The sequence below is a fragment of the Synechococcus sp. R55.2 genome (assembly GCF_047462075.1).
Lineage (GTDB): Bacteria > Cyanobacteriota > Cyanobacteriia > Thermostichales > Thermostichaceae > Thermostichus.
In genome coordinates this window covers 1-720 of sequence record NZ_JANSIH010000225.1, presented here as the reverse complement: position 1 = coordinate 720, position 720 = coordinate 1, and the positions used below count along the sequence as shown (strand labels likewise).

The 720-nt window shown below is 55.6% G+C and carries 1 pseudogene; it reads left to right on the top strand.

Features of this window, described 5'->3' with window-relative positions:
* Positions 1–720: pseudogene (locus NW838_RS07740) on the top strand (type III-B CRISPR module RAMP protein Cmr6); the annotation flags it as partial.

The following is a 720-nucleotide window of genomic DNA, read 5'->3' as shown; positions in this document are numbered from 1 at the left end:
TTGCCGGTTGTTCAGGGTCAGAAGTGGGAAGGACAACTGTTTGGCTCCATCACCCCCGAGCAGAAACACGGCTGGATCCATGTGGATTTGCTGAACGGCAAAGTCTCTCGGCCGGAGCCCAATCAGCGAAGAGAAGCCGCAGGCCAACAGGAAGGGATCCTTGTCTTGAGTTTTTCTAGCGAGTGCCAAAATTACGCTTCCCAAGCAGAGCAGGAGGCGGTGAAAAGGCTCTTTACTAACCTCACCTGGATGATGTTCCATCTGGGAGGTGTGGGTCAAGGAGCTAGAAGACCCTGCTACTCCCGCCAGAACCGGGAGCGGGCTCCCTGGTGGCGCGGCTCTACCCTAATTCCCAGGTCGGAGGATGCCTTTTGGAAGCTGGCGGAGTCGGTGGCCGGGTTTCAGAAGCTTTTCCAAAAGCGCCTGGGCAACTTCTTTGACGCTCTCAAGACTCTAACCAAGCAGGCCATTAACCCCGATAGCCCAAGAAGTGCTGGCCAGGTTCAGAGGGATAAATGGCCGCAAGCGGTGGATGCCAACTGCAGGATCGTAGTCTGCAGCGGCGAGGAAGATTTCAACAAACCCTATGCCCTGGCAACTTTGCATCGCTTAGGCCGACAAGATGAAGGCCGGTACGACAAATTCTTGTGCGGGGGTGTACAGGGAGGTGCTCTGCCCTCTCCGGTTTGGATTGCAGATTTGGATGACTATCAGGTGGTT